We start from the raw sequence: 23,042 nt of genomic DNA on the forward strand, positions 1-23,042 counted from the left end.
CGATCATGAACAACTCCGTAGGAAACACGGGCCGTGTCCTGTGGGCGGGCCTGCGCGCCCTCCTCGTCCTCACCGTGATCACCGGCGTCCTCTACCCGCTCGCCGTCACCGGCATCGCCCAACTCGCCTTCCCCGGAAAGGCGAACGGCTCCGAGATCAAGGACGCGAGCGGCCGGGTCGTCGGCTCGGAACTCATCGGCCAGAGGTACGACCTGCCGCTGAAGGAAGGGGAGGAGACGGCGGCGCCGGACCTCCGCTGGTTCCAGCCCCGCCCGTCGAACGGCCTGGGCACCAACAGCGTCAACACCCAGTACAAGCTGATCCTCTCCGGCGCCACCAACCGCTCGGGCGACAACGAGGACCTGATCCAGTGGGTCAAGGACGCCAAGGCCGCCGTGATCAAGGACAACTCGACGGCCTCGTACACCGTGCGGCCGTCGGACGTCCCGGCGGACGCGGTGACCTCCTCCGGCTCCGGCCTGGACCCGCACATCTCGCCGGAGTACGCGAGCCTCCAGGTCCATCGGATCGCCGAGCGGAACCACCTGACCGTCGCCCGGGTCGACCGGCTCGTCGCCGACCACACGGACGGCCGCGTCCTCGGCTTCATCGGCGAGCCGCGGGTCAACGTGCTCCGACTCAACGTCGCCCTCAAGGAGCTGACGTCGAGTTAGGAGCGGGCGCCGAGGCGGCCTCAGAGGGCGCGGCGGCACCTCGCGGCGACCGAGGCGATCCACGCCATCGCCGTGATCGCTCCGACGGCGAGGGTGAGCGTGCCGGCCGTGCCGCCGCCCATCGCCCAGCCGTTCCCGAGCAGCAGCGCCGTACCGGCGATCCGGGAGCCGACGGCGTGCCTCCGCAGCCCGGCACGGCCGAAGTGGCGGCCCAGGACGTAGCAGGCGGCGATCAGCGCCGTGAACGTGACCGAACCGGCGACGAAGTGGGCGTAGCTCTGCCACGACAGGGCGGCGGGCATCCCCTCGGGCGTACCCACGGGGAAGCCGTCGGCCGGGTCCATCACGAACACGCCCGCCGCGATCATGCCGAAGCCGCTGATCCGTACGAGCCGGGGCGCCCACGTGCCGCCGGGCGTGCCCCGCAGGGCCCGGCGCAGACCGCCGGCCCCGATGACGGTCAGGACGCCTGCAAGGACGAAGTTGGTGATCTGGATCCACCCGAGGGACCCGTTGCTGAGGGCGCTCAGCGGGTGGCGGGTGATGTCGTACCCGTCGCGGGTGGCCGCCTGGGTGAGCGACACGAGGGCCCACAGCGGCTGCGCCACCGCGGCCACCGTGAGCAGGGAGCGGGTGGTGGTACGGGAGAGGGCGGGGGCGACGGTGGTCGTCGTGCCGGGGGCGGGCTGCGTGGCGGTGGTGGCCATGGCGGGGACTCTCTTCCGGTGGGCGGGGCGGTTGCTTCTCGCTGACACGTCGAACCAGGCATGTGACAGGGAACGCTGCTATTCCCTGTCACATGATGCTGTTCGACGCTTGGGCAGAAGCACTTCACCGAGCGAGAAGCACGTCATCGACCGCGAAGTGCTTCACCGACCGCGAAGCGCTTCACCGACGAAGCACGTCACCGACCGAGAGGCACGAGATCCCATGCGCTACCTGATGACGACCAAGCCGTCCGACACCGCCCCCGACGAGAAGCTGTTCGCGGAGATGGGCCGCTTCGTCGAGGAACTGACGGCAGCCGGCGTGCTGCTGGCGACCGGCGGTCTGGAGCCGGGCGGCGTCCGGGTGACGTCCTCCGGGGACGAGATCACCGTGACGGACGGGCCCTTCGCCGAGGCCAAGGAGGCCGTCGCCGGCTTCGCGCTGATCGAGGTCCGCTCCCAGGAGGAGGCCATCGAACTGGCCCGCCGCTTCCGCCGGATCGTCGGGGACGGCGAGAGCGTGGTCCAGCAGGTCTTCGGCCCCTGACCACGGTCGGCGCCCGGCACGGCTTGCGAGCGAGCCGCGCCGGGTGCTGTGATCGTTCCTGTGCTGCCGGACGTTCACCGCACGGTCGATGCGGCCTGGAAACTGGAGTCGGCGAAGATCGTCGCCTCGCTCACCCGCATGGTGCGCGACGTCGGTCTCGCCGAGGAGCTGGCTCAGGACGCCCTCGTCGCCGCCCTCGAACAGTGGCCCGTCTCCGGCGTCCCCGACAACCCCGGCGCCTGGCTGACGACCACAGCCAAGCGGCGCGCCCTCGACCACCTCCGCCGCGCCCAGCGCCTCGAACGCAAGCAGGAGCAGCTCGCCCACGAGCTGGGGCAGCGTCAGGACCGGCAACAGGGCCCCGACGCACGGCCCGACGACGAGCCGGACGACGTCCTCCGCCTCCTCTTCCTCTCCTGCCACCCCGTCCTGCCCACCGAGGCCCGCGCCGCCCTCACGCTCCGCCTGCTCGGCGGCCTGACAACCGAGGAGATCGCGCGCGCCTTCCTCGTCACCGAGACGGTGATCACCCAGCGCGTCGCCACGGCCAAGCGGACACTGGCCGAGGAGAACCTCTCCTTCGAGCTGCCCGACGGCGACCACCTGGCCGAACGGCTCTCCTCGGTCCTCGAAGTCGTCTACCTGATCTTCAACGAGGGGTACTCGGCCACCTCGGGCGACGACCTGATGCGCCCCGGACTCTGCCTGGAGGCCCTCCGCCTCGGCCGCCTCCTCGCCGAACTGGCCCCACGGGAACCCGAAGTGCACGGGCTGGTCGCACTGATGGAGATCCAGGCCTCCCGCGCCGCCGCGCGCACCGGGCCCTCCGGCGAGCCCGTCCCCCTGCACGAGCAGAACCGGGGCCGCTGGGACCAGCTGCTCATCCGCCGCGGCTTCACCGCGATGCTGAAGGCCCGGGACGCGGGCGGCGCCCCCGGCCCGTACACGCTCCAGGCGGCGATCGCCGTGTGCCACGCGCAGGCGAGGAGCGCGGAGGACACCGACTGGGCGCGGATCGCCGCCCTGTACGAGGCCCTGACCAGCGTCCTGCCGACCCCCGTCGTCCGGCTGAACCGCGCCGTCGCGGTCGGCAAGGCGTACGGCCCGCAGGCGGGTCTCGACCTGGCCGACGCCCTCCTCACCGATCCGGTGCTGCGCGACTACCACCTCCTGCCCGGCGTCAGGGGCGACCTGCTGGCCGGGCTCGACCGCTTCGACGAGGCCCGCGTCGAGTTCCGGCGGGCGGCCTCCCTCGCACGGAACGCCGCCGAGCGGTCCTTCCTGGAGCGGCGCGCGGACGAGCTCGGCACCGCCGCTCCGGCCGGCCCCGTCCTGGGGCGGGCGGCCGAGGAGTTCCTGGGCCGCGACGAGCTGGACCCCGCGACGAGCCGCTCGTACGGGCAGACGCTGCGCCGCCTCCGCCGCACCCTCGGCGACCAGCAGCCGCTGGCGTCGCTCACGGCGGACCAGGTGGCGCGGGTGTTCGCGACGGCCTGGGGCGAGGCGGCGCCCGCGACCTGGAACCGGCACCGTGCGGCCGTCCGCTCCTTCGGGGCCTGGGCCTCCCTGGACGACCTCACCACCGGGCTCGACCGCCGCACCGGGACCCGCCCCCGCGCGCGGCCCCTCGACCCCGCGCAGCTCGACGCGGTCTGGAGCCTCCCGGACCTGCCGCTGCGTGAGGAGACGCTGTGGCGGCTGCTGCACGAGTCGGGCGCCGGGGTGACGGCGGTGCTCGCCCTGAACGTCGAGGACCTGGACCTGGACGACCGACGTGCCCGGACGCGTACGAGGAGCCGTACACCTGCCGGTACCCCGGCCCCCGCCCGCTCCCGTGGCGACTGGGTGGGCTGGCGGTCCGGAACGGCCCGGCTCCTGCCCCGGCTGCTCGCCGGCCGGACCCGCGGCCCGGTCTTCCTCTCCGACCGCCGCCCCGGCCCGGCCCGTACCCCCGAGGCGGCCGACCTCTGCCCGGACACGGGCCGCCGCAGGCTCTCCTACGAGCGGGCCGAGTACCTCTTCAAGCAGGCCACCGTCCCCCTGGACCCGGCCCGCGACGGCTACACCCTGCGCCGGCTCAGGCCGGACCCCCGGGATCGCTGACCGGCGCCCGTCGGCGCGCCGGGCCGAGGGCCAGGACCGGCGCGGCGGCGATGAGCAGAGCTAGGGCCCCGTAGCCGTACGTGAGGGTCGACAGCGTGGCGACGCCGGCGACGAGCAACGGACCGCCGGCGTCGCCGAGTTCGCGGCCGAGCTCGGCGGAGCCCATGGTCTGGCCGAGCCGCTCCTCAGGGGTGGAGGCGGCGAGCGCGGCGAAGCCGAGCGGGGTGATCAGGCCCGTGCCCGAGCCGATGAGGGCAGCGGCGAGCAGGATGCCGGCCAGGCCCGGGAGCATGGCCGCCGCGAGCCCCGCCCCGGTGACGGCGAGGCCGGTGAGGAGTCCCGTACGCGTGGTCAGACGGCCCGCGTCGAGGGCGCGTCCGGCCTTCGGCTGGACGAAGGCGGCCGTCGCGGCGAGGACGGACACGGCCGCGCCGGTGGCGACGGTCCCGAGACCGGCGGCTGCGCCGGAGACCGGCAGGAAGCCGACCCCGACGGAGAGCGCGGCGGTGGCGGCGGCGAGCGCGGCCGTCGGGGCGAGGAAGGACCGGTCGGCCAGGCGGCGCGCCAGGTCGGCCACGGTCTGCCGCCTGCGGGGGAGCGGCGGTACGGAGGGCACGGCGAGGGCCGCCCAGAGGGCGACGGCCGCACCGCACACGGCCATGACGACGAACAGCAGCCGCAGCCCCCCGGCCCAGACGAGGACGCCGCCGAGCAGCGGGCCCAGGGTGTAGCCGATCGACTTGTAGAAGCCGTAACTCCCGAACGCCCGGCCGTGCTTGGCCGCCGGGTTGAGGCGGGCCACGAGCGCGGAGGCGGACGGGGAGAAGGCGGAGGCGGCGGCGCCCTGGCCGAGGCGGGCGGCCCACAGCCAGCCGGGGCTGTCGGCCGCCGCGTACAGCGCGGACGCCGCGGCGAAGGCGAGCAGGCCGCCCAGGAGGACGGGCTTGCCGCCGATCCGGTCCGCGAGCGTGCCGAACACGGGCTTGAGCAGCACCTCGGCGCCGTCGTACAGGGCGAGCAGCCCGCCGAGGACGAGGAGGGAGGTGACGGCGTCCTCGGAGAAGCCGCCGAGGTTGGCGGCGATGCCGTGGGCACCGAAGGCGGTGGTGAACCCGGCGGCGTACAAAGGCCACATGGCGCGCCGGGTCTCCGGGGAGACCGGGGGAGCGGCGGGGTTCGGGGGCGGCGTCGCGGTCACGGCGTGACCTCCTCGTCGACGCCGTGCAGGGCGGCGAAGACCAGCTCGGCGTACCCCTCGCAGGCGGCGGCGCACCGCTTCAGGCGCTCGGCCGCCCCGGCCGCCTCCGGGGCGCCGAAGACGTCCCGGGCGGTCAGGTCGCGGTGCCAGCGGCGCAGCCGCTCCAGGCTCTGCTCCTCTTCCTCCAGCTCCGCCAGGGTGAACTTGGCGATGCGGATCTCCTTGGCGATCTCCTCCTCGAACTTCCCGCAGTCCGCGAGGAATTCGGCCCAGTCCGCGGACCGGGCGGCGGTGAACATCGCCTGGAGGCGGGCCGCGTCGGCCTCGCTCCGGCCCCCGGCCTCCAGCGTGACGGCCTCTCCGCCGTCGACGGCCCCGGCCAGCTCGACGGCCCGGGCGACACCGTCCGCGAAGGCCGGCACGTCGGGCACGGCCCAGACGCCCTGCCCGAGGGAGAGCGCGCCGACCTTCCGCAGCTCGCGCCAGACGGCGACGCGGTGCCGGGAGGGGGAGGCGGGGAGCCGGACGAGGAGGACGAGCCAGCGGACGCGGCGTTCGATGTCTGTCACGGCGGAGAATGTAGCACGCGTTACATCGGGCGGGGAGGTCACCCGAGTGCGGGGCAACCGGCCCCAGGACATGAGCCACGCGGGCGACCCGTCGGCCCGGGCTTCGGCAGGCCCGGGCCGACGGGTCGTCAAGGTCGTCTCGCGGCCGTGTCGCCACGACCGGCCGTGAGGCCGTCCGTCAAGGAGAATCCCGTGTCCCGAGTCCCACGCCTGGCCGCCACCGTCGCGGCCGCCCTCGCCCTCACCGTGCTCGCCTCAGGCCCCGGCGCGGCCGTCGAACCGGTCGTGACCGACCCGCGCATCGTCGCCCGCTTCGACTTCGCCCTCGGCCAGACGCCCGAGAACATCGCCCTCGAACCCGACGGCTCCGCGAACCTGACCCTGGCCTTCGCCCGGCAGGTCGTCAACGTCGACAAGAAGGGCGGGAAGCGGACCGTCGCCACGCTGCCCGCCGTCGAGAACCCGAACACCCCCGTCATCGGCGTGGCCGCCGCCATGGGCATCGCGCGCGCCCACGACGGCACGCTCTACGTCACCTACGCGACCGGGACGGCCGAGAACGGCGTCTGGCGCATCGGGACCGACGGCGGCGCGCCCGTCCAGATCGCGCAGCTGCCGCCGAACGGCTTCCCCAACAGCCTGGCCCTCGACGAGAAGTGCGGGGCGCTCTACGTCGCCGACTCGGTGCTCGGGACGGTGTGGCGGGTCCCGGCGGAGGGCGGGGCGCCCACGGCCTGGGCCACCGGCACCGCGCTCCAGCCCCTGCCCGCCCCCGACGGCCTCGTCGGCGCCAACGGCCTCAAGGTCCACAACGGCGCCGTCTGGGTCTCCAACACCGACCGTCGGACGCTGCTGCGCATCCCCGTGGAGGCCGACGGGGGCGCGGGCCCGATCGAGACGAGGGCGACCGGGCTCGCCTGGATCGACGACTTCGCCTTCACCGGCCACGACGACACGGTCCTGGCGGCGCGGATCATGGACAACGCCCTCGCGCTCGTACGCCCCGACGGCACGCACAAGGACGTCCTCGACGCGCAGGACGGCCTCTCCAACCCGACCTCCGTGGCCGTGCGGGGGAAGACCGTCTACGTACCCAGCGCGTCCTTCTTCACCGAGGTGAAGGACCCGAACCTCCTCCTCGCCGACCTGCGGAAGGGGCACGGGGCCCGCTGACCCGGCCGGAAGGCCGGGACGCGGGTCAGGCCGCGGGCTTGCCGGGCTGGTCGTGGGTGGCGCAGTGGATGCCGCCACCGCCGGAGGCGATGGTGTCGATCTGCACCTGCACGACGTCCCGGTCGGGGAAGTGCTCGCCCAGGATGGCCTTCGCCCGCGCGTCGGCCTTCCTGTCGCCGAACTTGGGCATGAACACCGAGTCGTTGGCGACGTAGAAGTTCGCGTACGTGGACACGAAGTCGTCGCCCTCGCCGGTGATCCTGTCCAGGTCGGGCTGCGGCAGGTCGACGATCTCGAAGCGCCGGCCGCGCGCGTCGGTCGCCTTGCCGAGCACGGCGCGGGCCTGGTCGGCCGAGCGGGACCAGGAGTCCGGGGGAGTGCCGGGGAAGGCCTGGTCGAGCAGGACCACGCCGGGCGCGGTGAACCGTACGAGGCTGTCCACGTGCGCGTCCGTGATGTCCTCGCCGCGGACGCCCGCGAGCCACACCACCTTCTCCACCCCGAGGGTCTCGATCAGCTCGTCCTCGATCTGGTCCCGGGTCTTCCCGCGGTTGCGGTTGTCGTTGACGATCGAGCTCTCCGTGACGAGGAGGGTGCCCTCGCCGTCGGTCTCGAAGGAGCCGCCCTCGGCGACGAGCGGCGCCTGCTCGCGGGGGATGCCGTACCGGGTGAGCAGCTTGCGGCCGACCTGCCCGTCGTTCGTGTGCTCCTGCTTGTTGCCCCAGCCGTTGAAGTTGAAGTCGACCCCGACGAGCTTGCCGTCGTCCTCCACGAAGACGGGCACGGTGTCACGCGCCCACAGGTCGTCGACGGCGAGCGGGATGACCTCGACCTGCCTGCCGCAGGCCCGCTGCGCCGCGGCCACCTGCTCCGGGCGGGCCATCATGACGACCTCCTCGTACTCCCCGATCGCGCGGGCGATACGGGCGATGTCCTCCCGTACGTAGGGGAGGTCGTCCTCCCAGACGGAGGCGAGCGCGGGCCAGGACATGAACGTACGGGTGTGGCTGTCCCACTCGGCGCCGAAGCGGCGCTCGCCGACGGGGGTACGGGAGGGGGCGCCGGCCGTGCCGCCGAGCGAGGGGTCTTCCGGACCGCAGGCGGTGGCACCGAGGCCGAGTGCGGCGCCGATGCCGGCGAAGGCGCGCAGGGCGGTGCGACGGGTGGGGAGGAAGTGGGACACAGAGTGCTCCGATCGTGGGCTGGCGAGAGTATCCGGCGGTGGCCGTGGGAGCGCGGGGACGCGGCGCGGTGACGGAATCGCGGGCCTTGGCTTCACGCTACAGCGGCCGTGAGGACGGCGGCTCGGCGGCGTGAGTGGGGGTGGGCCGTGATCCCACTGTGACACTGACTGGATTTTCAGTCAAATAGGCGAGGGAGGGGTCCGAGGGGGCCCGGGGAGCGCTCCGAGGGCCCGGGGAGCGCTCCGAGGGGCCCGAGAGTGCCCTGCTGGGATCGCGGTAGGGTGTTGGTGTCGATATTGACTGAAACTTTAGTTAAGAGGCACTCTCGGCGCGGGGCGCGCCGTGCACCCCATCGGCCCTGCCGTTCCGTACCGCCGAAAGAGCCGCCCATGTCCTCCCCTCAGCCCGTGGTCCAGTCGGCCCACCTGCCCCTGACGCCCGACGACCCCCGCGAGATCGGCGGCTACCGGATCCACGCCCGGCTCGGCTCGGGCGGCATGGGGGTCGTCTACCTCGCCCACACCCCGGGCGGCCGGCCGATCGCCCTGAAGGCGGTCCGCGAGGACTTCGCCGCCGACCCGGAGTTCCGCAGACGGTTCGCCCAGGAGGTCGCGAGCGCGCGCCGCATCCACGGCCTGTACACCGCGCAGGTCGTGGACGCCGGTGCCGACGACGTCGTCCCCTGGCTGGCCACCGCCTACGTCCCCGGCCCCTCGCTCCAGCAGGTCGTCGAGCGCCACGGCCCGCTCCCGGCAGCCGAGGTGCTGCGTCTCGTCGCCGGGATCGCCGAGGCCCTCCAGGCCATCCACGGCGCGGGCGTGATCCATCGCGACCTCAAGCCCGCCAACGTCCTGATCGCCGAGGACGGCCCGCGCGTCATCGACTTCGGCATCGCGCGCGCGGCCGACTCCACCGGACTCACGGGCACCGGCCTGCGGATCGGCACCGCCGCGTTCATGGCGCCCGAGCAGGCCCTCGGACACGCCGTGACGCCCGCGACCGACGTCTTCGCGCTCGGCGCCACGGCCGCGTACGTGGCCGGCGGCGTCCTGCCCTTCGGGTCGGGGCCCGAGTCGGCCGCCCTCTACCGGGTCGTCCACGAGCCCGCCGACCTCTCGCACGTCCCGGGGGAGCTGCGCGAGCTCGTCGGGCACTGCCTGACCAAGTCCCCGGAGCTGCGCCCCACCCCGGCAGAGCTGATCGTCGCCGTCCGGACGCACCTCGCGGCCGGCCCCGGTCACGACCTCGGCGGACTCCTGCCCTCCGGCGGGCACCGGCCGCCGGTCCTCGGCGGCTTCTCGCCGCACGACCGTCCCACACGGGCGGCGGCGCCCGCCGTCCCCACGCCGCCGCCGGCGGTCCACGTGCCCACGGAACGGGTCGCGACGGACGGCCGTGTGCCGGGCGGCGGAACGACGGGCGGCGCCGCGACGGGCGGACCGGACGGAGAGCGGGACGCGGCGCCCGCGCGGAAGAGCGGCTCGGCCGCACGCCGTGGCAGGCGTCGTGGCCGTACGGCTCTGGTGGCCGGCGGTGCCGCCGTCGTCGCCGGGCTCGTGGCGGCGGCCGGTGCCGTGTACTGGATGACGGGCGAGCAGGACGGGGGCGGCGAGGGGCCGGCCGGCGGGTACACGCCCGGCTACGCGGACGTGGAACTGACCGCTCCGGACGACGGCTACGAGTTCGACCTCCGCACCGGGAAGGTGGCGCCCGCCGAGACCGCCGTCTGGTACCTCGCCCGGGACAAGAACGGCTTCCTGCTCCCGGAGGACGCCGACGCCTTCGTCGCCGCGGGGTACTCGCTCGGCCCGGCCGACTGCGAGCGGGGGGTCGACGCGGAGCCGGTGACGAGCCTGCCGTTCGCGGAACTCGCCGACGAGCGGCCGTTCTGCGTGCGCAGCTCCGACGGCGAGCGGCTCGTCGTGGCGCGACTGGTCGAGGGGGGTGACGGAACCGGTCCCGTCACCGTCGTGCTGAGCCAGTACCGACGGAACGGCTGACGACGTGGGCGGGACCGGGAGGGGGTGCCGCCCGGAGGTCCGGATAGGGTTCGTGACATGGCATCTCGTAGTACTCAGATCCTGGAAGCGGCCGCCCGGGTGATCGCCCGGCGCGGGGTCCGCGGGCTCCGCGTGGAGGAACTCGCCGAGGAGGCCGGGGTCTCCACCGGTCTGATCTACTACCACTTCAAGGACCGCACCGGAATCCTGCGCCACACGCTGGAGTTCATCAACAGCCGCGCCGAGCGGTACACCGCGGCGCAGGACGCGGCGGCGGAGCCGCTGACCCCCCGCGAGGAACTCGACGAGGTGCTGATCCTGGAGCTCCAGGACACACCGGAGGTGCGGGAGAACAGCACGGCCTGGGGCGAACTCCGGGCCAGCGCCGTCTTCGACCCGGTCCTGCGCGAGGACCTCGCGCGGGCGACCCTGGTGTGGGTGCAGGAGGTGGCCGGACTCCTCGGCCAGGTGGAGCCCCTGGCCCCGGCGGTCGGACTCACCGCGTCCGCCGAGCGGCTCACGGCCCTGCTGGAGGGCCTGAGCATGCGCTGGCTGAGCGGCGGCATCACGATCGACCACGCACGGACGCTGATGGCGGAGGCCGTCGAGGTGGAACTGGCCCGGCTGCGGCGGGCATAAATCCGGCTCCCGGCTCCCGGCCCCTCGCCTCCGCCTTCCCTTTTCCTCGGCTCCCGGTGTCCCGGCACCGGTCCCGCTCCGGCCTCCCGCCCCGGCTCCCGGCCGCCCGCTCCCGCTCGTGGCCGCCCGCTCCCGCTCGTGGCTCCGCTCCGCACAAAGTCCAAGCGGCCGCGGGCGAGCGTCCATGTGCAGGGCCCGAGCGGCGCGCTTCTGTGTACGCAGCCGCCATGAAGGGCCGCGTACGGAGACCAGCCAAGGAGTCCCCCCATGCCAACTCCTCGAAGAAGCCTGATCGGTACGGTCGTCGCCGCCGTCACCCTCGCGGTGACCGCGGGCGGCGCCGAAGCCACGGCACCCGCTCCCGCACCCGTGCAGGCGTCGGCGCAGCCGTCCGCGAGCGCCGCCGCCTACACCGTCACCGTCGGCGCGAAGGGATCGTGGTCCCAGCCCGACGACACCCCGGCCGCCACCTACATCGACAAGGACGGCACCTTCTACTTCCAGCAGGCCCACGCGCTCTACGGATCGACGCAGCAGCGCAGGTGGACCTTCTACACCGGGACGAACTTCGACACCGCCACCCGGTCGAGCGCCCTCAGCGACGCCGTGAACCCGGCGAACGCCAACGACCGCAACAACGACACGACATGGCGGTGCAACAACAGCCCGACCGGACGGGATTCCACCTACGCGCCGACCGGATCGTCGTACTCCCAGCGGAACTTCTGCGACCTGGCGGGAGTGTGGGTCGACCCGGACACCGGTGACTGGTACGGCCTCGTCCACAACGAGTTCACCCCCCAACCCTTCGGCGACGGCGTCCACTTCGACGGCATCGACTACGCGGTCTCCACCGACCAGGGCAGGACGTGGACCATCAGGGACCACGTCATCACCTCCCCGTTCAGCACCCGGCGCGGCGACACGGCGGCCTTCCCGCAGCAGACGTACCACTACGGCGACGGCGACCAGCGCCTGTTCGTCGACACCGCCTCCGGCTACTTCTACGCCTTCTACGGCTCGCGGATCGTGGAGAAGGGCGGCGGCTGGAAGGCCTTCCACGCACACGTGGCACGCGCCCCCATCTCCGCGAAGATGGCGCCCGGTTCCTGGCGCAAGTGGTACGACGGGGCCTGGACCGAGCCCGGTGTCGGTGGCCGCGAGAGCAACATGACGCCGGTGACGGGGACCGACCCCGGCGGGTACACCCCCGTCGGCGGCGAGTACGACCCGGCCAACTCCGGCACCGTGAGCCAGCAGGTCGCGTCCGGCAAGATGCCTCCCACCTCGCCCCTCTTCGTCATGGACATCACCTACAACGCCCACCTGGGGCTGTACATCGGCGAGCCGCAGGCCGTCGACCAGAGCGGCAACGCGCCCCAGGAGATCTACGCCACCGACGACCTCAGCGCTCAGAAGTGGTTCCGCCTCGGCGACACGGGCAGTTACCGGAACGCGTCCTGGTACCGCTGGTTCCTCGACGGTGTGAACAAGACCGGCTCCGGGATCGTCGGCAGGAACTTCCGCTCCTACTGCTCCTTCGGCTGCTCGGGCGGCGCGTCCGGCGAGTACGTCAACCTCTCCGTCGACTCCTCCGCGCCCGCCGCCCCCGTCGACACGAGCAAGGCGTACCGGATCGCCGCCGCGGGCGGTCGTGTCCTCGCCCAGGCCGCCGGCGGCCCGGCCACCACCTCCGTACCGGCGGCCACCGGCGCCGCCCTGGAGTCGTGGATCTTCACCGCCAACGGCGACGGCTCGCACCGCATCGCCAACGCCGCCACCGGACACCTCCTCGGCGTCGACTCCGCCACCACGGGCAGCCGCGCCTGGGGCACCAGGCCGACGGTCACCCCCGCCCCGGCCGGCGGCCCCACCGTGGGCCAGCAGTGGTTCGTGATCCCCGGCACCTCCGCCGCGGACGGCTCGTCCGACGGCACGTACCGCCTCGTCAACCGCTACAGCGGCCTCGTGATCGGCCTGTCCGGCACCGCGAACCGCCTGGTGGAGACGACCCCCACCCGCAGCTGGACCGACACCACGGGCAGCGCGGTGGGCGGGGCGCGAAAGGCGGGGGAGCAGACCCTGACGCTCACCGCCGTCGGCCAGGCCCCCGTCGTGATCGCCGACGGCGACCACACGCTCACCGCGAGCGGCAAGGCGCTGGACAACCCCGGCCACAGCACCACCCCCGGGACCCAGCTCGTCACCTGGACCCCGAACGGCGGCGCCAACCAGACCTGGCGCTTCACCCGCGGCGCCGACGGCTCCTATCAGCTCGCCAACGCCGAGTCGGGGCTCTGCGCCGACGTCGACGGGGGTTCGACGACAGCCGGTGCCAAGGTGATCCAGTGGAACTGCACGGGCGGCGCGAACCAGCGCTGGACCGTGACGCGGCTCGCGAGCGGCGCCTACACGGTCACGTCCGTGAAGAGCGGACTGCTGCTCACCGCCACGTCCACCGCCAACGGCGCCCCGGTCACCCAACAGCCCGGCAACGGCTCGGCGTTGCAGCAGTGGACGATCACCTGAGGTGACCCGGGCTCCGACGGGGAGGCGGGCGGTCGGCCGCCCCCCGCCGGAGCGGCCGGCCGCCGCCCGTCCGTCACTCGTCCGTGTGGAATGCGCCGGGCACCGGCGCACGACAGGGGCCGGGCGCGCGCCCGGTGATCAACGGCGTACACACGGCCGCGGCAGGCGTGCGCCCCGAGCGCCCCCGCCGGGGGCGGCTCCGGCGCGCGCTCCCGGTCCCTACACTCCCCGCACATGTCGCTCTGGCTGCTCAATCACTTCAGTACCACCACCCTGGCCGTGGTCACCGTCGGCGGAACCGTCCTCCTGGCCGTCACCGGCAGCGTGCTGCTCCGCCGCAGGTACCCCTCGCTGATCCAGGGGGAGCACAACGACATGGTCGGGGTGACCCTGGGGATGTTCGGCGCGATCTACGGGATCATCCTTGCCTTCGTCATCGTCACCCTCTGGACGCAACTGGAGAGCACCCAGACCATCGTCGCCTCCGAGGCCACCGACATGGCCCTCATCGCCCGTGACGCCGCCGCCTTCCCGCCCGACGTCCGCGCCCGCCTCGACACCGCCCTGAGCGCCTACGTCCACGGGATCGTGGAGGACCAGTGGCCGCAGATGCGCGAGGGGAAGCCGAGCTACGGAGCCACCGCGACCCGGTTCCAGGCCGTCTTCGAGGTGCTTCAGGCGTACGAGCCGAAGACCGCCCGCGAGGAGGTCTTCTACGAGGAGGCCGTCGGCCACCTGAACGACGTCGCCGCCCAGCGCCGCGCCCGGCTGACCATGGCCGAGCAGGAACTGCCGCCGCTGCTCCAGGCCCTGGCCTTCGGAGGCGCGCTCGTCCTGATCCCGCTCACCTTCCTCTACGGCATGCGCAAGCTGCGGATCCAGATCCTCTTCGTCGGCTCCGTCGCCGCCCTCATCGGCTTCAGCCTGCTCCTGGTCTTCGTCCTCGACCGCCCGTTCGCCGGCGAGCTCAGCGTGAGCCCCGCCCCGTACCGGGAAGGAGCCCTCGCGCAGTACTGGACGACGGAGTGACCCCACCGGGCACACAAAAAGACGGACCGGGGCAGAGCGCCTCGGTCCGTCTCTCGTGCTCCGCCCACCTCGTCAGTCGGTCCGCTCCCCGAACGCGCCGAGGATGCGCTCCGCCGCGAGCGTCGCGGTCAGCTCGCCGTTCCTGACCAGCCGCTCGACGTCCGGGGCGAGCTCCCGCACCGCCGGATGGGAGTTCAGCCGGCCCAGCAGCTCGTCCCTGACCATCGTCCAGGCCCAGTCGACCTGCTGGTCCCGCCGCCGGGCGTCGAGACGGCCCGCCGCGTCGAGGATCGAGCGGTGGTTCTCCAGCCGCTCCCACACCTCGTCCAGACCGCTCGACTCCCTCGCGCTGCAGCTGAGCACCGGCGGGGTCCACACCGCCTCCCGGCCGTGCATCAGCCGCAGCGCGCCCGCCAGTTCCCTGGCCGCCGCGCGGGCGTCGGCCGCGTGCGGACCGTCCGCCTTGTTCACCGCCACGACGTCCGCCAGCTCCAGGACACCCTTCTTGATGCCCTGCAGCTGGTCGCCCGTGCGCGCCAGCGACAGCAGAAGGAAGGAGTCGACCATGTTGGCCACGGCCGTCTCCGACTGGCCGACGCCGACCGTCTCCACCAGGATCACGTCGTAGCCGGCCGCCTCCATGACCACGATCGACTCCCGCGTCGCCTTCGCGACGCCACCGAGCGTGCCCGCGCTGGGAGAAGGGCGGATGAAGGCCGACGGATCCACCGCGAGCCGCTCCATCCGCGTCTTGTCGCCCAGGATCGAACCACCGGTCCGCGTGGAGGACGGGTCGACGGCGAGCACCGCGACCCGGTGCCCGAGACCGGTCAGCATCGTGCCGAAGGCGTCGATGAAGGTCGACTTCCCCACGCCCGGCACACCGCTGATGCCGATCCGCCGCGCCCGGCCGCTGTGCGGCAGCAGCCGGGTGAGCAACTCCTGGGCGAGCACCCGGTGAGCGGGCCGGGTGGACTCCACGAGGGTGATGGCGCGCGCCACGAGCGCGCGCTTCCCCTCGCGCACGCCCTTCACGTACGTGTCGATGTCGATGGCCATGGGATCAGAGATCGTGTCCCAGGTCGGCGGCGAGCCGGCGCACCAGGTCCGCGGCCGCGTCCGGGATCACCGTGCCCGGCGGGAAGACCGCGGCCGCCCCCATGTCGAGGAGCGTCGGCACGTCCTGGGGCGGGATGACCCCGCCGACCACGATCATGATGTCCTCCCGGCCCTCGGCGGCGAGCTCCTCCCGGAGTGCCGGGACGAGCGTGAGGTGACCGGCCGCCAGCGACGACACGCCCACGATGTGGACGTCCGCCTCGACGGCCTGCCGGGCCACCTCGGCCGGGGTCTGGAAGAGGGGGCCCACGTCGACGTCGAAGCCCAGGTCGGCGAAGGCGGTGGAGATCACCTTCTGGCCCCGGTCATGACCGTCCTGGCCCATCTTGGCGACCAGGATGCGGGGACGCCGGCCCTCGGCCTCCTCGAACGCGTCGACGAGCGCGCGGGTGCTGTCCACGCTCGGGGACTCTCCTGCCTCGTTGCGGTACACGCCGGAGATCGTACGGATCTGGCCCGCGTGCCGCCCGTACACCTTCTCCAGGGCGTCGGAGATCTCCCCGACGGTGGCCTTGGCGCGCGCCGCGCGGACGGCCAGCTCCAGGAGGTTCCCGTCGCCGCCGGCGGCCCGGGTGAGGTCGTCGAGCGCGTCCTGGCAGGCCCGCTCGTCGCGCTCCGCGCGCAGCCGCCGCAGCTTCTCGATCTGCTGGGCCCGGACGGAGGAGTTGTCGACCTTGAGGACGTCGATCTGCTCGTCCCCGTCGACCCGGTACTTGTTCACGCCGATGACCGGCTGACGCCCCGAGTCGATCCGCGCCTGCGTACGGGCGGCGGCCTCCTCGATGCGGAGCTTGGGGATGCCCGCGTCGATGGCCTTCGCCATGCCGCCGGCCGCCTCGACCTCCTGGATGTGCTGCCAGGCGCGGCGGGCCAGGTCGTAGGTCAGCCGCTCCACGTAGGCGCTGCCGCCCCACGGGTCGATGACCCGGGTCGTCCCCGACTCCTGCTGGATCAGCAGCTGGGTGTTGCGGGCGATGCGGGCCGAGAAGTCGGTCGGCAGCGCGAGCGCCTCGTCGAGGGCGTTGGTGTGCAGCGACTGCGTGTGGCCCTGCGTGGCAGCCATCGCCTCCACACAGGTGCGGGTGACGTTGTTGAAGACGTCCTGCGCGGTCAGCGACCAGCCGGAGGTCTGCGAATGGGTGCGCAGCGAAAGGGACTTGGCGTTCTTCGGGTCGAACTCCTTGACCAGCTTGGCCCACAGGAGACGGGCCGCGCGCAGCTTGGCCACCTCCATGAAGAAGTTCATGCCGATCGCCCAGAAGAACGACAGGCGCGGCGCGAACGCGTCCACGTCGAGACCGGCCTCGCGGCCCGCCCGGATGTACTCGACCCCGTCCGCCAGCGTGTACGCCAGCTCCAGGTCGGCCGTCGCCCCCGCCTCCTGGATGTGGTAACCGGAGATCGAGATGGAGTTGTACCGCGGCATGTTCTGCGAGGTGAAGGCGAAGATGTCGGAGATGATCCGCATCGACGGCTTCGGCGGGTAGATGTACGTGTTGCGGACCATGAACTCCTTGAGGATGTCGTTCTGGATGGTCCCCGTGAGCTTTTCCGCCGACACCCCCTGTTCCTCGGCCGCGACGATGTACAGGGCGAGGACCGGCAGCACGGCGCCGTTCATCGTCATCGACACCGACATCTTGTCCAGCGGGATGCCGTCGAAGAGCTGCCGCATGTCGTAGATCGAGTCGATGGCCACGCCCGCCATGCCGACGTCGCCGGTGACGCGCGGGTGGTCGCTGTCGTAACCGCGGTGCGTCGGCAGGTCGAAGGCGACCGACAGGCCCTTCTGGCCGGCTGCCAGGTTCCGCCGGTAGAAGGCGTTGGACTCCTCGGCGGTCGAGAAGCCCGCGTACTGCCGGATCGTCCACGGCTGGTTCACGTACATCGTCGGGTACGGGCCCCGCAGGTACGGCGCCGTGCCCGGGAACGTACCGAGGAAGTCGACGTCCTCCAGGTCCTGCCCGGTGTACAGCGGCTGGACCGCGATGCCCTCGGGCGTCTCCCAGAGCGAGCCGTCACCGTCCGAGGCCCGCTTGGCGGCGGCGCGCCACTCCTCGGTGCTGCCGGCGGCGGACGGCGACCCCAGATCGATCCCGGTGAAGTCCGGGATCCCCATCATTCCCATCAGGACACTCCCATGCGGTCGAGGGCGGCGGTGAGCACGGCGACCGCGTCGCACCCCGCGAAGACGTACGTGTCGACACCGGCGTACGAGCCCGGCCGGCCGGCCAGCGCCACATGCCCGGCGCCGGCCTCCCGCAGCGTCGCGGCGGCGGACTCGGCCTGCTCCTCGTACACGGCGTCGCTGGAGCAGAGACAGGCCTCGGTCGCGCCGCTCTCCTCGAACGAACCCTCGGTGACGGGCTCGATGCCGCCCGCCTGGAGGAGGTTGGCGGTGAAGGTGAGGCGCGCCGTGTGCGCGGCGGCGGACCCGAGGGCCGCCAGGTAGACGCGCGGCCGGGCACCCGTCGCCGCGAGGTGGGCGTCGGAACGGGCGCGCAGTGCCTCGTACGCCTCGTCGCGGCGGACGCGCGGCAGGCCGCCGCCCGGCACGGCGGGCGCCGGCTCGCGCACCACGGGCTTCTCCGCCAGGTGCGGGAACTCGCTGACGCCGGTGACCGGTTCGCGGCGCTTGGCGAGCCGCTTGCTCCGCTCCGCCCAGTTGGCGGCGAGCTCCCGGCCGACCAGGCCCGAGCGCAGGGCGGCCGCCAGGCCTCCGGCACGCTCGATCTCCTGGAAGAACTCCCAGGCGGCCTGAGCGAGTTCGTCGGTGAGCGACTCCACGTACCAGGAACCGCCGGCCGGGTCGATGACCCGGGACAGGTGCGACTCCTCGATGAGGATCGTCGAGGTGTTCCGGGCGATCCGGCGGGAGAAGGCGTCCGGCAGGCCCAGGGCGTGGTCGAAGGGGAGCACACTGACCGAGTCGGCGCCGCCGACACCGGCCGCCAGCGTGGCGATCGTCGTCCGCAGCATGTTCACCCACGGGTCGCGGCTCGTCATCATGACCGAGGACGTCACCGCGTGCTGGCGCTGCGCCCCCGCGGCCGGCGCGCCGCAGGCCTCCGCCACCCGCGCCCACAGCCGACGGGCGGCGCGGAGCTTGGCGACGGTCAGGAACTGGTCGGCGGTGGCCGCGAAGCGGAACTCCAGCTGACCGAGGGCCTGTTCGACGGTCAGGCCGCCCTCGGTGAGCGCCCGCAGATAGGCGACACCGCCGGCGAGGGCGCAGCCCAGCTCCTGCGCGGTGGACCCGCCGGCCTCGTGGTACGGCAGCGCGTCCACGGTCACGGCCCGCACCTGCGGGTACGTCTCCGCGCAGCGCCGCGCCAGTGCGACGGTCCCGGCGAGGTCGTCACCGTCGTAGGCCTGTCCGGTCCGGGCCTCGGTGCCGAGCGGGTCGGCGCCGAGGTTGCCGGCGGCGGCCTCGGGCGCCACGCCACGCCGCTCGTAGAGCGCGAGGAGTTCGTCCGCGGCGGCCTGGGTCTCCGGTCCGGCGTCGAGGACGACCGGGGCAAGATCGAGGTAGACGCCCTGGAGGACCCGGTCGAGCTCGGCGACGGGCACGCCGTTCGGCCCGACGGCCAGCCACAGCGAGGTGACGCCGTTCTCCAGGTCGGTGAGGACCGCCTCGGGATCGGCCGCCACGTGCCGCTGGCGCACGTCCCAGCCGCTCGCGGTGTTGCCCTCCGCACGGCCGCCCCGTACGAACGGGGCGAAGCCGGGGAGGCCGGGATCGGGAGCGTCGTCGGCGGACGTGTACAGGGGGCGGGCGCGCAGGCCGTCCTCGAGGGCCGTGGACAGGGCGTCCTCGGCCTCGGCGTCCGGCACGTCCTTGCCCGACCTGCTCAGCACGCCCGCGACGAGGCGACGCCACTGGTCGTGGGTCGCTGCGGGGAACTCGGCGGCCAGGGAGAGGCCATCGTCAGGCAGCACAGTCATGCCTCGGATGCTAGGTGAAGCCCCTTGAGTGACAGCAGAGTGATCGACTGTGACCTTGACCTCTCCAGATCGGCCTTGCCCATGACGCGCCCGGCGTGATGCCCCGGACCTGCGGACGGCCGCGGCGGAGGCCGGTGGCGATCATGAATCGGGCGTCGGCGAGGCCGTCGGCGCCGCTCGTCCTCTCCGCCCAGGGCCGGGTGCCGAAGTCCGTCAGGTCCGCCTCGGCGCCGCCGGCCTCGGGGCCCTCACTCCCGCCTCGGGGCCCTCACTCCCTCCTCGCGGCCGCCGGCCTCGGGGCCCTCATTCCCCGGCCTGCGCCGTGCCGAGGAAGCGGATGTGGGGGCGGCCGCCCGGCTCCGGGCGGGTCACGGAGGCCCGGACGCCGTACACGTCCTCGATGAGCCGCGCGGTCAGCACCTCCTCGACCGGCCCGGCGGCCACCACCCCGCCCTCGCGCAGGACGACGACGTGATCGCAGTACATCGCCGCGAGGTTGAGGTCGTGCAGCGCGACGACGCAGGTGAGGCGCAGCCCGGCGACCAGGCCCAGCAGGTCCAGCTGGTGCTGGATGTCGAGGTGGTTGGTCGGCTCGTCGAGCAGCAGCTCGCGCGGCTCCTGGGCGAGGGCGCGGGCGATCTGGACGCGCTGGCGTTCACCGCCGGAGAGCGTGCGCCAGCTCCGCCCGGCCCGGCCGGTCAGCCCGGTCCGGGCGAGGGCGGACCGGACGGCGGCCTCGTCGGCGGCCGTCGCGGGCGACCACGCCCGCCGGTGCGGGATCCGGCCGAGGCGTACGGCGTCGGCCACGGTGAGGTCGACCTGGGTGTCGGCGTGCTGCTCGACGACCGCGACGCGCCGGGCGAGCGTGCGGCGCGGGACGGTGCCCAGCGGGTCGCCGTCCAGGGTCACGACCCCGGCGTCGGGCGCCAGCACGCCCGCCAGGACCCGCAGGAGGGTGGACTTGCCCGAACCGTTCGGGCCCAGCAGCCCGGTCAGCGTGCCGGGGCGCGGTGCGAGGGTCACCCCGTCCAGGACGAGGGCGCCGCCGGCCGTACGGGAGACGCGCTCGGCCCGCAGGCCCGGGGCGGCGCCCTCGGTACGCGTCGGAGTGCGGGTCATCGGGTGCTCCTGGTGCGGTACAGGACGAGGACGAACGCGGGGACGCCGACGATCGACGTCACCACGCCGACCGGCACCTCCTGCGGGTCGAGCACGGTACGGGCGAGGGTGTCGGCCCACACCAGGAACACCGCCCCGGCCAGTGCGGTCAGCGGCAGCAGCCGGGCGTGACCGGGGCCGGCGAGGGCCCGTACCGCGTGCGGCAGGACCAGGCCGACGAAGCCGATCGCGCCCGCGGAGGAGACCAGGACGGCGGTGAGCAGGGCGGTGACCGACAGGAGCACGAGACGGGTCCGGGCCACGGAGACGCCGAGCGTCGCCGCCGCGTCCTCGCCGAAGGCGAAGGCGTCGAGGGTCCGGGCGTGCCCGCCGCAGACCAGCAGCGCCCCGGCCAGGACGGCGGCGCACACGCCGACGTCGGTCCAGCCGGCGCCGGCGAGCGAGCCGAGCAGCCAGAAGAGGATGCCCCGGGTCGTCTCGGCGTCGGCGGCGGTCATCACCACGAAGGAGGTGAGGGCGGAGAAGAGCTGCATCGCGGCGACCCCCGCCAGGACCACGCGGTCCGTCGACCCGCCCAGCGTGTGACTGAGCAGGAGGACCAGGGCGAAGGAGCAGAGCGCGCCGAGGAACGCGCCGCCGGTGACGGACACCACGCCGCCGCCGACGCCGAGCACGACCACCGCGACGGCGCCGGTCGAGGCGCCGGAGGAGACGCCGAGGACGAACGGGTCGGCGAGCGGATTGCGCAGGAGGGACTGCATCACCGCGCCGCAGACCGCGAGTCCGGCCCCGCACACGGCGGCGAGGAGCGTGCGGGGCAGCCGCAGGTCCCAGACGATGCCGTCGCGGATCGCACTCAGCCCGGACGGCTTCCCGCCGAGGTGGGAGGCGACCACGGACCAGGTGTCGGCGACGCGGATGTCGGCCGGCCCGAAGGTGACGGCGAGGGCGACGGAGACGCACAGGAGGACGACCCCGAGGACCGCACCGGCACCGACGCATATACCCGTCTGCGTCTGCGTCTGCGTCTGCGTCTCCGTCTCCGTCTGCGTCTCCGTACGGGACGGGATCACTTCGCGAGCCCGTACGTCCGCAGGGCCGCGGCCACCTTCTCGATGCCTTCCACGGTGCGGACGGTCGGGTTCATGGCCTGGCCGCTGAGGATCACGTACCGCTTGCCCTTCACCGCCGTCATGTTCCGGGTGACGGGGTGGGACTCCAGGAACTCGATCTTCTTCGCGGCGCTCTCGGCCGACTGCGCCTTACGCGTCAGGTCGGCGATCACCAGCACGTCGGGGTCGCGGTCGGCGACGGTCTCCCAATTGATCTGCGGCCACTCCTCCTTGGTGTCGTCGAAGACGTTCCTCACGCCGAGCGTCCCGCTGACGATCCCCGGGGCGCCGCAGCACCCGGCCATGTACGGCCCCTGCGAGTCGGAGAACCAGTAGAGGACGGAGGCGTCGCCGAAGTCGGCACCGGCCCTGGCCTTCTCCACCCGCGCACGGAGCTCGCGCACGAGCTTCTCGCCGCGCTCCGGGACGCCGAACACCCGCGCCAGGTCATGGATCTCGCCGTACACGGCGTCCATCGTCAGCGGCCGGGTGCGCACGCCGTCGCCGTCGCCGCTGTTGTCCTTGCCGACACAGTCGGTGGGGGAGAGGTAGGTGGGGACGCCGAGCTTCGCGAACCGCTCGCGGGGCGCCACCCCGCCCTTGCCCAGGGTGTAGAGGAAGGAGGCGCTGACGAAGTCGGGCTCGGTGTCGAGCACCTTCTCGAACGACGGGTAACGGTCGGCGAGTCGGGGGACCTTCGCGTTCGCCTTCTCCAGCCCCTTGAGGACCGGGTCCGTCCACGTGGCGGTCCCCACCATGCGGTCGGCCAGACCGAGCGACAGCATGATCTCGGCCGAACCCTGGTCGAGGGCGACGGCACGGCGCGGGGCGCGGTCGACCTCGACCCGCTGCCCGCAGTTGTCGAGGGAGACGGGGTAGCCGGAGGCCGCCCCCTTCGCCGCCGGACCGGCGGGTGCCGGACCGCCGGAGCCGCAGCCGGCCACGAGGAGGGCACCGGCCACGAGGAGCACGGTGGAACGGACGGGGTGTGCGAGCGGCACGGAGGAGTCCTCTGCGTCACGGCTCATGCGCGGAGCCTGTCGTACGGTGCTCCCCGGGCGACGGTGTGCCGACCGGGGCCGCCAGCAGGTCTTCGGACTCGGGGTCGTCCGGACGGAACGCCTTCCCGGACCCCTCGGGACCCAGTGGCAGTTGCTCCGCCCGTCACCCTCACCGCTGCGCGTCAGCTCCGGATTCCCACCGGATTCCCTGACCCGTGCACATACCGCGTCGATATGTACAGAGGTACGACTGGCCCGGGCAAGCTACCACAGGGGTCAGGCGTCAGGGCGAGGTGACGGGGTCTCACCTGATCGAGTGAAGTATCGGTCACGTGATGTAATCCACTGGTAACGTTGAGTCACTTCGCAGATGACGGGCGGCATCGGGCGGGAG

Annotated in this window: 18 protein-coding genes and 1 riboswitch; of the genes, 8 read left to right on the forward strand and 10 right to left on the reverse strand. The window is 73.3% G+C overall.

The features are described 5' to 3' along the window. The first annotated feature begins 5 nt into the window (after positions 1-5). Positions 6-674, forward strand: coding sequence for a potassium-transporting ATPase subunit C (locus tag ACF08F_RS16285; RefSeq protein ID WP_392299148.1), 669 nt, complete (start codon positions 6-8; stop codon positions 672-674). A 20-nt stretch (positions 675-694) separates the two neighbouring features. Here the strand turns inward: ACF08F_RS16285 and ACF08F_RS16290 are convergent, their stop codons facing one another. Continuing rightward, complete coding sequence (locus ACF08F_RS16290; RefSeq protein WP_392299149.1) at positions 695-1,381, reverse strand: DUF998 domain-containing protein; 687 nt, start codon at positions 1,379-1,381, stop codon at positions 695-697. Between the two features lie 223 nt (positions 1,382-1,604). Here ACF08F_RS16290 and ACF08F_RS16295 point away from each other — a divergent pair, with 223 nt between their 5' ends. Together ACF08F_RS16295 and ACF08F_RS16300 are read left to right on the forward strand one after the other, a co-directional pair. Then, on the forward strand, positions 1,605-1,928 hold the full coding sequence (locus tag ACF08F_RS16295) for a YciI family protein (RefSeq protein ID WP_392299150.1): 324 nt from the start codon (positions 1,605-1,607) through the stop codon (positions 1,926-1,928). Between the two features lie 60 nt (positions 1,929-1,988). Next, positions 1,989-4,031 (forward strand): sigma-70 family RNA polymerase sigma factor, encoded by a 2,043-nt coding sequence (locus tag ACF08F_RS16300; RefSeq protein ID WP_392299151.1) that lies wholly within the window; start codon positions 1,989-1,991, stop codon positions 4,029-4,031. On the opposite strand, the gene ACF08F_RS16305 is transcribed toward ACF08F_RS16300, so the two are convergent. Further along, positions 4,006-5,166 (reverse strand): MFS transporter, encoded by a 1,161-nt coding sequence (locus ACF08F_RS16305; RefSeq protein WP_392299520.1) that lies wholly within the window; start codon positions 5,164-5,166, stop codon positions 4,006-4,008. The two genes, ACF08F_RS16300 and ACF08F_RS16305, sit on opposite strands and share 26 nt — an antisense overlap. Before the next feature lie 59 nt (positions 5,167-5,225). After that, positions 5,226-5,798: a Chromate resistance protein ChrB gene (locus ACF08F_RS16310; protein ID WP_392299152.1), complete on the reverse strand. Its 573-nt coding sequence runs from the start codon at positions 5,796-5,798 to the stop codon at positions 5,226-5,228. A 192-nt stretch (positions 5,799-5,990) separates the two neighbouring features. Between ACF08F_RS16310 and ACF08F_RS16315 the strand changes: the two genes are divergently transcribed. Beyond that, positions 5,991-6,971 (forward strand): SMP-30/gluconolactonase/LRE family protein, encoded by a 981-nt coding sequence (locus ACF08F_RS16315; protein WP_392299153.1) that lies wholly within the window; start codon positions 5,991-5,993, stop codon positions 6,969-6,971. Between the two features lie 25 nt (positions 6,972-6,996). On the opposite strand, the gene ACF08F_RS16320 is transcribed toward ACF08F_RS16315, so the two are convergent. Beyond that, positions 6,997-8,154, reverse strand: coding sequence for an agmatine/peptidylarginine deiminase (locus ACF08F_RS16320; protein WP_392299154.1), 1,158 nt, complete (start codon positions 8,152-8,154; stop codon positions 6,997-6,999). A gap of 390 nt (positions 8,155-8,544) precedes the next feature. On the opposite strand from ACF08F_RS16320, the gene ACF08F_RS16325 reads away from it, so the two are divergent. The 4 genes from ACF08F_RS16325 (at position 8,545) to ACF08F_RS16340 (ending at position 14,352) form a co-directional block, all read left to right on the forward strand. Continuing rightward, entirely contained in the window at positions 8,545-10,155 is a 1,611-nt protein-coding gene (locus ACF08F_RS16325; protein WP_392299155.1) for a serine/threonine-protein kinase, read from the forward strand. Between the two features lie 57 nt (positions 10,156-10,212). After that, positions 10,213-10,794 carry a TetR/AcrR family transcriptional regulator gene (locus ACF08F_RS16330; RefSeq protein WP_392299156.1) on the forward strand — a complete coding sequence of 194 codons (582 nt, stop codon included), beginning with the start codon at positions 10,213-10,215 and terminating at the stop codon, positions 10,792-10,794. 267 nt (positions 10,795-11,061) lie between these two features. Beyond that, entirely contained in the window at positions 11,062-13,323 is a 2,262-nt protein-coding gene (locus ACF08F_RS16335) for an RICIN domain-containing protein (protein WP_392299157.1), read from the forward strand. 234 nt (positions 13,324-13,557) lie between these two features. Further along, positions 13,558-14,352 carry a DUF4239 domain-containing protein gene (locus ACF08F_RS16340; RefSeq protein ID WP_392299158.1) on the forward strand — a complete coding sequence of 265 codons (795 nt, stop codon included), beginning with the start codon at positions 13,558-13,560 and terminating at the stop codon, positions 14,350-14,352. 72 nt (positions 14,353-14,424) lie between these two features. Here the strand turns inward: ACF08F_RS16340 and meaB are convergent, their stop codons facing one another. From meaB to ACF08F_RS16370, 6 genes are all read right to left on the reverse strand, one after another. Next, complete coding sequence (gene meaB / locus ACF08F_RS16345; protein ID WP_392299159.1) at positions 14,425-15,411, reverse strand: methylmalonyl Co-A mutase-associated GTPase MeaB; 987 nt, start codon at positions 15,409-15,411, stop codon at positions 14,425-14,427. Between the two features lie 4 nt (positions 15,412-15,415). Then, positions 15,416-17,590 (reverse strand): methylmalonyl-CoA mutase, encoded by a 2,175-nt coding sequence (gene scpA / locus ACF08F_RS16350; RefSeq protein ID WP_392299521.1) that lies wholly within the window; start codon positions 17,588-17,590, stop codon positions 15,416-15,418. An 8-nt stretch (positions 17,591-17,598) separates the two neighbouring features. Then, entirely contained in the window at positions 17,599-19,416 is a 1,818-nt protein-coding gene (locus ACF08F_RS16355; RefSeq protein ID WP_392299160.1) for a methylmalonyl-CoA mutase family protein, read from the reverse strand. A 303-nt stretch (positions 19,417-19,719) separates the two neighbouring features. Next, positions 19,720-20,535, reverse strand: a complete 816-nt coding sequence (locus ACF08F_RS16360) for an ABC transporter ATP-binding protein (RefSeq protein WP_392299161.1) — start codon at positions 20,533-20,535, stop codon at positions 19,720-19,722. Beyond that, complete coding sequence (locus ACF08F_RS16365; RefSeq protein WP_392299522.1) at positions 20,532-21,539, reverse strand: FecCD family ABC transporter permease; 1,008 nt, start codon at positions 21,537-21,539, stop codon at positions 20,532-20,534. Before ACF08F_RS16365 ends, ACF08F_RS16360 begins: the two co-directional genes overlap by 4 nt. 65 nt (positions 21,540-21,604) lie before the next feature. After that, positions 21,605-22,675 carry an ABC transporter substrate-binding protein gene (locus tag ACF08F_RS16370; protein WP_392299162.1) on the reverse strand — a complete coding sequence of 357 codons (1,071 nt, stop codon included), beginning with the start codon at positions 22,673-22,675 and terminating at the stop codon, positions 21,605-21,607. 59 nt (positions 22,676-22,734) lie between these two features. Continuing rightward, positions 22,735-22,858, reverse strand: a riboswitch (cobalamin riboswitch). Between the last annotated feature and the right edge of the window lie 184 nt (positions 22,859-23,042).

This window comes from Streptomyces sp. NPDC015130 (genome assembly GCF_043080005.1).
In the GTDB taxonomy this organism is placed as follows: domain Bacteria; phylum Actinomycetota; class Actinomycetes; order Streptomycetales; family Streptomycetaceae; genus Streptomyces.